This is a genomic window from Mycobacterium sp., from assembly GCF_019243155.1.
Classification (GTDB): Bacteria; Actinomycetota; Actinomycetes; order Mycobacteriales; family Mycobacteriaceae; genus Mycobacterium.
This window is the reverse complement of sequence record NZ_JAFAUS010000145.1, coordinates 1-7,772: the sequence shown is the minus strand read 5'-3', so window position 1 is coordinate 7,772 and position 7,772 is coordinate 1. Positions and strand designations below refer to the sequence as shown.

At 66.2% G+C, this 7,772-nt stretch carries 6 protein-coding genes and 2 pseudogenes; 7 read left to right on the top strand and 1 reads right to left on the bottom strand.

The genetic code is table 11. The features are described 5' to 3' along the window. From JOZ00_RS07120 to JOZ00_RS07090, 7 genes and pseudogenes are all read left to right on the top strand, one after another. Positions 1 to 731: pseudogene (locus tag JOZ00_RS07120) on the top strand (gluconolaconase); the annotation flags it as partial. After that, entirely contained in the window at positions 728 to 1,468 is a 741-nt protein-coding gene (locus JOZ00_RS07115; protein ID WP_293341694.1) for a GntR family transcriptional regulator, read from the top strand. The pseudogene JOZ00_RS07120 and the gene JOZ00_RS07115, both read left to right, overlap by 4 nt. A gap of 21 nt (positions 1,469 to 1,489) precedes the next feature. After that, entirely contained in the window at positions 1,490 to 3,094 is a 1,605-nt protein-coding gene (locus tag JOZ00_RS07110; RefSeq protein ID WP_293341692.1) for an AMP-binding protein, read from the top strand. Beyond that, on the top strand, positions 3,087 to 3,869 hold the full coding sequence (locus JOZ00_RS07105) for an SDR family oxidoreductase (RefSeq protein WP_293341690.1): 783 nt from the start codon (positions 3,087 to 3,089) through the stop codon (positions 3,867 to 3,869). Before JOZ00_RS07110 ends, JOZ00_RS07105 begins: the two co-directional genes overlap by 8 nt. Beyond that, entirely contained in the window at positions 3,866 to 5,338 is a 1,473-nt protein-coding gene (locus JOZ00_RS07100; RefSeq protein WP_293341687.1) for a long-chain fatty acid--CoA ligase, read from the top strand. Before JOZ00_RS07105 ends, JOZ00_RS07100 begins: the two co-directional genes overlap by 4 nt. 54 nt (positions 5,339 to 5,392) lie before the next feature. Further along, positions 5,393 to 6,109 carry a glycoside hydrolase gene (locus JOZ00_RS07095; protein WP_293341699.1) on the top strand — a complete coding sequence of 239 codons (717 nt, stop codon included), beginning with the start codon at positions 5,393 to 5,395 and terminating at the stop codon, positions 6,107 to 6,109. A gap of 185 nt (positions 6,110 to 6,294) precedes the next feature. Then, positions 6,295 to 6,687: pseudogene (locus JOZ00_RS07090) on the top strand (PAS domain-containing protein); the annotation flags it as partial. Positions 6,688 to 7,051: 364 nt separating this feature from the next. Here JOZ00_RS07090 and JOZ00_RS07085 read toward each other — a convergent pair. Continuing rightward, complete coding sequence (locus JOZ00_RS07085) at positions 7,052 to 7,423, bottom strand: DUF3060 domain-containing protein (protein ID WP_293341697.1); 372 nt, start codon at positions 7,421 to 7,423, stop codon at positions 7,052 to 7,054. Positions 7,424 to 7,772 lie beyond the last annotated feature (349 nt).

Genomic DNA, 7,772 nt, shown 5'->3' with positions numbered 1-7,772 from the left:
TCGCCGACGGCACCTATTTCTATGCCGCACAACCGGACGGTTCGTTGCAGACCGTGGGAATGCTGTTCAGTCCCGCGTATCCCGGCTTCCTGCGCGGCGTCACGTCGAGTGGACCCGGCGAATTCGTCGTGACGACCTCGGGCGGCCAGGTCAGCCGCTACCGGCCAGGGGCGAGCGAGTGCGAGGTGCTGGCGGACGGATTCGATCAGCTCTACGGCGTCGCGATCACACCCGGCGGCGTCGCCTTCGCCGAACTGGGCACCGGACGGGTGTTGTCGTTGCGCGGGGGCAGCGTCGAGCTTCTGGCGACCGACTTGCGTGAGCCGGTGGGCGTCACGACCGGCTCCGACGGCGCGTGCCTGGTCGCCGAAGCCGGAGCCGGACGCGTGGTCAAGGTGAACGGTTCGCGGGTCGACACCCTCGTCGCCGACTTACAACGCCCACAAGGCATTTCGGTCCACGATGGCGTCCTCTACATCGTCGACGCCGGTGCGAAGCAGTTGATCGCGTTCGACCTCGACACCGGCGTCCGGCAGACGATCGCGTCCGGCTTACCGGTCGGTCCCCCACCGGGCGTTGAGCCCAAGCCGCTGAAAGGCATGCCGCCCTTTTCCGGGCCGCAGGGGCCGTTCGCCGGAGTCACCGCCGCGGCCGACGGGACGCTGTACGTTTCGGCTGACGGCGAGGGCAGCGTGCTGGCGCTGCGTCCGCGCGGGGACGGTCGCCGATGACCCAGGCCATCTCCGGAGACCATCGCTACCTGCAGATCGCGCGCACGCTGCGCAAGGAGATCGTCGACGGGGTCTATCCGGTCGGCTCACAGCTGCCGACCGAACATCAGCTGTGCGAGCGATTCGCGGTCAGCCGCTACACCGTTCGCGAAGCGCTGCGCAGGCTTCGCGAGGACAACCTGGTGGCGTCGCGACCGCGAGCGGGCACCCGCGTGGTTCCGCGACCGGCGTCGAGTTCCTATGCGCAGGACGCGATGTCGATCGATGGCCTGCTCGAATTCGCGGCGGGTGCGCAGCTGACCATCGAGTCCAACGCGATGGTGACGATCGACGACGATCTCGCCGCCCGAACCGGACTGGAGGCCGGCACGCAGTGGCTGTCCGTGCGGGGTTACCGGCAGGCTGACGGCGCGTCGGTGCCGCTGTGCCGAACCGAGTACTACATCAACCGCAGCTTTGCCGCGGTCGGCCGGCTGCTGCAACGGCACACCGGCCCGATATTTCCATTGATCGAGGACCTGTTCGGCGTGAGCATCGCCGAATTGCGCCAAGAGATCGCCGCGGTCCTGCTCTCTCCCGAACTGGCCGACGGTCTCGGAGCCGAGCCGGGGACAGCGGCGCTGCAGATGCAGCGCACCTACAAGACCTCTGACGGCGAGGTCGCCCAGGTGACGATCAACACGCACCTGTCGTCGAGCTTTCGCTACGCGATGACCATGCGCCGCGTGAATGATTAACTCGACCGAGGTGAGGTGGCGGTGATCGGCCGGCCCCAGTTCGACACCGCCCGCGCGGCGAAGGCATACGAGCGTGGGCTGTGGGTGGACACCACACTGGCTGACGCTTTGCACGCGGCCGCACAGACCTCGCCACGGCGAACGGTGTTGGTGGACGGGGACGTTCGACTCGACTGCGCAACGCTGTATGCCCAGGCGACAGGGCTGGCAAGCGCGATGCTGTCGCGCATGCCGCCCGGCAGCGTCGTGTCGTTCATGCTGCCGAACTGGCACGAGGCGGCCGTCATCTATCTGGCCGCGACATTGGCCGGGATGGTGGTCAATCCGATCCTGCCGTCGCTGCGCGACCACGACCTGCGTTTCATTCTGGACGACGTCGAAGCCGCGATGATCTTCATCCCACACCGATTCGGCGGTCACGACTACGCGGCGATGCTCGAACGGGTCACTGCGGCAATGAGTTCGGCCCCCGAGGTAGTGGTGTTGCGCGGCGAGCCCGGCTCGTACACGCCCTATACAGCGCTACTGACACAGGCCTCCGTGCAGCTCCCCGCCCTCGATCCCGACGCCGTGCGGATGGTCCTCTACACTTCGGGCACCACCGGACGCTCGAAAGGTGTGCTGCACAGCCATAATTCGATTCACGCGCTGATCTGCCAGCTGCGCGATCACTGGAGTATCGACTCCGGCGATACCTTCCTGGTCCCGTCGCCCATCGCCCACATCGGCGGCTCGATCTACGCGTTCGAGTGCCCGTTGCTGCTGGGAACGACCGCGGTGCTGATGGACCGGTGGGATCCGGCGGCGGCCGTGGCGCTGATGAGCGGCGAGCGGTGCACCCACATGGCCGGCGCGACCCCGTTTCTGCAGCAGCTGCTGACCGCCGCCGAACGCGCCGAGACTCGCCTGCCCGACTTGAAGATCTTTATCTGCGGCGGGGCGTCAGTGTCGCCCTCGCTGATACGCAGGGCCGCGCGGTATTTCGACCGGGCCGTCGTCACCCGCGTCTACGGCTGTACGGAGGTGCCGGTGGCGACCGTGGGCGCCCCCCTGCTTCAGGAGGCGACCCACGCAGCGGACACCGACGGCAGGTGCGGCATCGCCGAGATCAAACTGGTCGCACACGAAGCCGCTCCCGCCGGTGACGGTGAGATCTGTGTGCGCGGGCCGCAGATGCTGCTGGGTTACCGTCACCCCGAAGACGACGTCGACTCTTTCGATGCCGCAGGGTTTTTCCGCACCGGTGATCTCGGGCGCTGGGTCTCGGCCGGTTCCGAATACCAATACCTGGTCGTGACCGGCCGGGCGAAGGACGTCATCATCCGCAACGGCGAGAACATCTCGGCGAAGGAGGTCGAGGACCTGCTAGCCGAGCATCCCGGCATCGCCGAGATCGCGGTGGTCGGCCTGCCCGACGGCCGCACCGGAGAACGAGCGTGTGCGGTGATCGTGCCGGCGGGTGTCGCGAATCCGGACGTCGCGAGCCTGCTCGCCCTGTTGCAGAGCAAGGGTGTCGCGAAGTTCAAGGCGCCGGAACAGGTGGAGATCTGGGATGCGCTGCCCAAGAACGACGCAGGGAAGATACTCAAACATCGGATCCGAGCGGTGCTGACACAGGATGGGTGAGATGCAGGTCGCAATCGTCACGGGAGCAAGCAGCGGCATCGGCCTGGGGTGTGCGACGAAACTCGCCGAGATGGGCATGGCGGTCGTCGGCACGGGCCGTGACGAGGGTCGGCTGGCCGAGTTGGGAAGGGCCGTCAACGATCCGGACCGTGTAGCAACCCTGGCCGTCGACCTGACCCATGACGACGCGCCGCAGCGCATCGTGGATCTCGCGGTCGAGCGATGGGGCCACATCGACTTCCTGATCAACAACGCCGGGGTGGGCAGCCCGAAGCCGCTCCACGAAACCGACGACGAAACCCTGGACTATTTCCTGGGTTTGATGTTGCGCGCCCCGTTCCGGCTCGCGCGCGACGTGCTGCCCCACATGGGGCCCGGGTCGGCGATCATCAACGTGACATCGACATTCGCGGTCATCGGCGGGCTGCGCGGCGGCGCCTACTCCGCGGCCAAGGGCGGCCTCACCGCGCTGACCACCCACATCGCCTGTCAGTACGGAGCGTCCGGCATCCGCTGCAACGCCGTCGCGCCCGGTGTGACGCTGACGCCGATGGTCGAGAAACGCTTGGAGGACGACCGATTCCGCAAGATCAACACCGAGATGACACCGCATCAGCGGTTGGGCAGCATCGATGACATCGCCAGCACCGTCGCCTTCTTGTGCTCTCCGGGAGGAAGTTTCATCAACGGGCAAACGATCGTCGTCGACGGAGGGTGGAGCTCAACGAAGTACTTGTCGGAGCACGCGCTCAACGCGCAGTGGGTAGCGCGATGAATCTCTTCGCGGTGCTCGATCAGGCCGCCAACCGGTTTCCCGATCGCGGCGCGCTCTATGACCGTGACCGCCGGTTGTGTACGTGGGACGAATTGCGGGACCGGGTATTGCGGCTGGCCACCTCGATCCGGCAACAGTTTGACGCCGGCGCGCGCATCGCGATCGCGAGCCAGAACCGCCCGGAGATCGTCGAGTTGATGTTCGCGATCTGGGCCGCCGAGTGCATCGTGGTCCCGATCAACTACAAGCTGCACCCTCGCGAGATGGCCCAGATCCTCGACGACGCCGACGTGTCGCAGGTCTTCGCCTCCACCGCGATCGGCACCGAACTCGCGGCCGCCACCGCCCGGCCCATCGAAATCGTTGAGGCAGAAGCCTATTCGGGGCGGTTCGACGCCGCCCCGTCCGCGCCGCCGCCGCACACCGACCCGTCGACGCTGGCCTGGCTCTTCTACACCAGTGGCACCACCGGACCGTCAAAGGGCGCGATGCTGTCGCACCGCAACCTCACCGCGATGGCCGTCGCCCACCTGGCCGACATCGACTCCCCCACCGAGGACTGCAGCCTGGTGCACGCGGCACCGATGTCCCATGGCTCGGGGCTCTACATCTTGCCGTACGTGCTGCGCGGGGCCCGCCAAGTCGTGCCTTCCTCGGGCGCGTTCGATCCCGACGAGTTCCTCGACCTGTGCGAGCGACACTCGGGCAGCAGCGCGTTTCTCGCCCCGACGATGGTGCAGCGGCTGGTCACGACGGGCCGCACCCGCCCGGCGAACCTGAGGACCATCGTCTACGGCGGGGGCCCGATGTACGTCGAGAGCCTGAAGAAGGCGATGGCCGCCTTCGGGCCGATCTTCGCCCAGATCTACGGGCAAGGCGAGGCGCCGATGACGATCACCGGACTGCGCCGCGCCGACCACGAGTCCGGCGACGACAGCATCCTTGGTTCGGTCGGCTATCCGCGGTCGGGCATGGAGGTCGCGGTGCTGCGGCCCGACGGACACCCGGCAACGACCGGCGAGATCGGCGAGATCGTCTGTCGCGGCGACGCCGTCATGTCGGGCTACTGGCGAAATCCGGGAGCCACCGACGCCACCCTCAAGGACGGCTGGCTCTACACCGGTGACATGGGTTCCTATGACACGCGCGGCTACCTTACCCTGCGAGATCGGTCCAAGGATGTCGTCATCAGCGGCGGATCGAACATCTACCCCCGCGAGGTGGAGGAGGTGCTGCTCGAACACCCCGGCGTGTCGGAGGCATGCGTGGTAGGCGCCCCCGACGCCGAGTGGGGCGAGATCGTCGTCGCGTTCATCGTCGGCACGGCGGCAGCGGCCGAGTTGGACGCGCATCTGCTGCAGCGCATCGCCCGGTTCAAGCGGCCCAAACGCTACGAGTTCGTCGACGAGTTGCCGAAGAACAGCTACGGCAAGGTGCTGAAACGGGAACTGCGCGCGAACCTCGCGTGAGGCGGCCCGACTCGACGAGAAATATCGAAGTTCGCCACACGCGTCTCACACGACATTAAGCTGCGATTCGTGCGCACTGGCGGCGTTGCCAAAACGCGAGGACGCTGGTCGGCGATCGTAGCCTCGTTGATCGCCTCGGCCGCGATGATCTATGCCCAGCAGACGAAGCCTCCGTGCTGCGCGCAGCCGCCGCTAGCGACCCAGGAAGCCCCGCCGACCAACACCCCGGCCCCGCCGTTCTCGACGTCGGCCGGCTCGGCGCGCACCGCCAGCCCCGAGGAAGCGCAGTCGTTGGCGGCGCTGGCGCCCAACGCGCCTCTCGCGGCCCAGCAATTCCAGGTCCCATTGCCCCCCGGCCTCGCGTCGGAAGACCGGCTGCAGGTCAAGACCATCTGGGCCGAGCGCGTCATCAGCGTGCTGTTTCCGCAGATCACCACCATCTACGGCTACCGGCAGGATCCCTTGCCGTGGCACCCCAACGGGTTGGCGATCGACGTCATGATCCCTAATCACGGCGCACCCGAGGGCATCGAGCTCGGCAACCAGATCGCCGGTTACGCCCTCGCTAATGCCAAGCGGTGGGGAATCAACCACGTGATCTGGCGGCAGAAGATCTACCCGGGTGTGGGTTCCGGAAGCTGGACGGCGGACCTGGGTTCAGAAACCGCCAACCATTACGACCACGTCCATATCGCCACCGACGGCGGCGGATACCCCACCGGGAAAGAGATCTACTACATCGGATCGATGACGCCCACTCCGCAGGCCTGAGCATCCCGACGCCGGGTTGCGTAGTGGCCTGACCTCGCGGCTTGGAAAACAGGTAGCGCACTACTCGTGCTCTGATCGTTGCCGTCCGCAATATTTCAACCATGGGACGACAGCCGACGCCAGCCCGATCCGACACCACGCTTGAAGGCCACGCCGCGCCGCGCGCCATCGAGCACCAGCATCCCGTGGAGCGGCGACGCCATCGCCAACACGACCAGTCGCCGGCGACGGTGTTGAAGCAGCTGCCCGCATTGGTTGTGCTGGACCGGATTCCGGTTCCGGTACTGGCCATCGCGGAAGACCGCAGCATCTTGTTCACCAACACCGCTTTCGCCGCGATAGTGGGCTTCGAACCGGACGAAGTGTTGTCGATGCGATTCGAGCAGATCTTCGACCGGGTTCCGGTCTCCCAACCCCTACTACCGGCGGTCTGCGCCCTCGCCAACATGGTCGTCGAATTGCGCCATAAGGACGGATCGACCGTGCGAGCGCTGATGACCAGGTCGGCTCTGATGGGCTCGGACGATCAGTTTGCGCTCGCAGTATTTCAGGACCTGACGCAGCGATTATGGGAACAGGATTGGGTAATCACCCGGAGCCAGGACGTGGATCCGGAAGCCAACGGGCAACTCCGGCGCCCGTGAGGACTGGACGCTAACAGCGCCCCTGAGTCAAGGCCCGGTATGAACAACTCCCTACCGCCCGAGGCGCTACGGGAACGGATTCTCAGCGCGCTTGCCGACTCAGCCGACGCCATGAGCACGGCCGAGCTAAGACGTTGCCTGGCAACGATATTCGCCCAGGAAGTCGTGCATGAACGCATCTACCGGAGCTTGGAGGTACTGGAGAAACGCGGTGAGGTCGCCCGGTCCACACCGGGTGGCCGCCACACGATGTGGCACCTCGCGCGCCCCCATCCGCTGAGGCGGCGCGGCAGCTGAATCAGCCGGAGGTGCCCTGGATGCCGCCGGGCCCGACGATGCTGTTGCTACTCCCGGGATTGCTGATGCGAGGCGCGGCACCACCCGGCCCGCTCTGCCACGTGATGTGGTTGCCGGTGCCGGTGGCCCTGATGCTGGCGACGGTCTGCAGGTTCACCGTGTTCGCGGAGCCGTTGACCTCGACCTCGCCACACGAACCGTTCAACGTGATCGTCGAATCCAGGGTCACGATTTCGATGGGCGACTGCTTCCCGCAGTCATAAATCAGGGCCGAGACGCCCCCGCCGATCTTGGCCGGCGCGACATCGAGGGGAACCATCTCCGGTGCGGCGGCGGCGGTCGCGGACGACCCACCGGCGAGCGCGACGAGCATCGATGTCACGACAGTGGCAGATACACGCGTAATCATCCCCGACATCCAAACGCCATCCTTGAAAATTCGCAGCAACAAACCCTCTTCACGCTAGCGAGCCCCCACGTGGCGCACACGCCGACGGCATCGCGCAAACGCGGGGGCGCGCACAAAATATTTCGATCAGGTAAACCGGTCGGTGCCGCAGGTCAATCGAATCCGTTTGTGTCGCAGAACAACACGTGTCAGGAATACCGATCGAAGCCTCGGCGTCCGGTCCTGCAACTCGCTACCGGATGCCCGAATCAGCCTGGTGTGAATGAATTGGCGATAACCGCGCGCGACGCGAGCAGCAGAACGAAGGAGCAAG

What these genes read in the sequence shown, in the direction of transcription:
- JOZ00_RS07115 (WP_293341694.1), top strand. Translation starts at nt 728, where the DNA reads ATGACCCAGGCCATCTCCGGAGACCATCGCTACCTGCAGATCGCGCGC.
- JOZ00_RS07105 (WP_293341690.1), top strand. Translation starts at nt 3,087, where the DNA reads ATGGGTGAGATGCAGGTCGCAATCGTCACGGGAGCAAGCAGCGGCATC.
- JOZ00_RS07100 (WP_293341687.1), top strand. Translation starts at nt 3,866, where the DNA reads ATGAATCTCTTCGCGGTGCTCGATCAGGCCGCCAACCGGTTTCCCGAT.
- JOZ00_RS07085 (WP_293341697.1), bottom strand. Translation starts at nt 7,423, where the DNA reads ATGCTCGTCGCGCTCGCCGGTGGGTCGTCCGCGACCGCCGCCGCCGCA.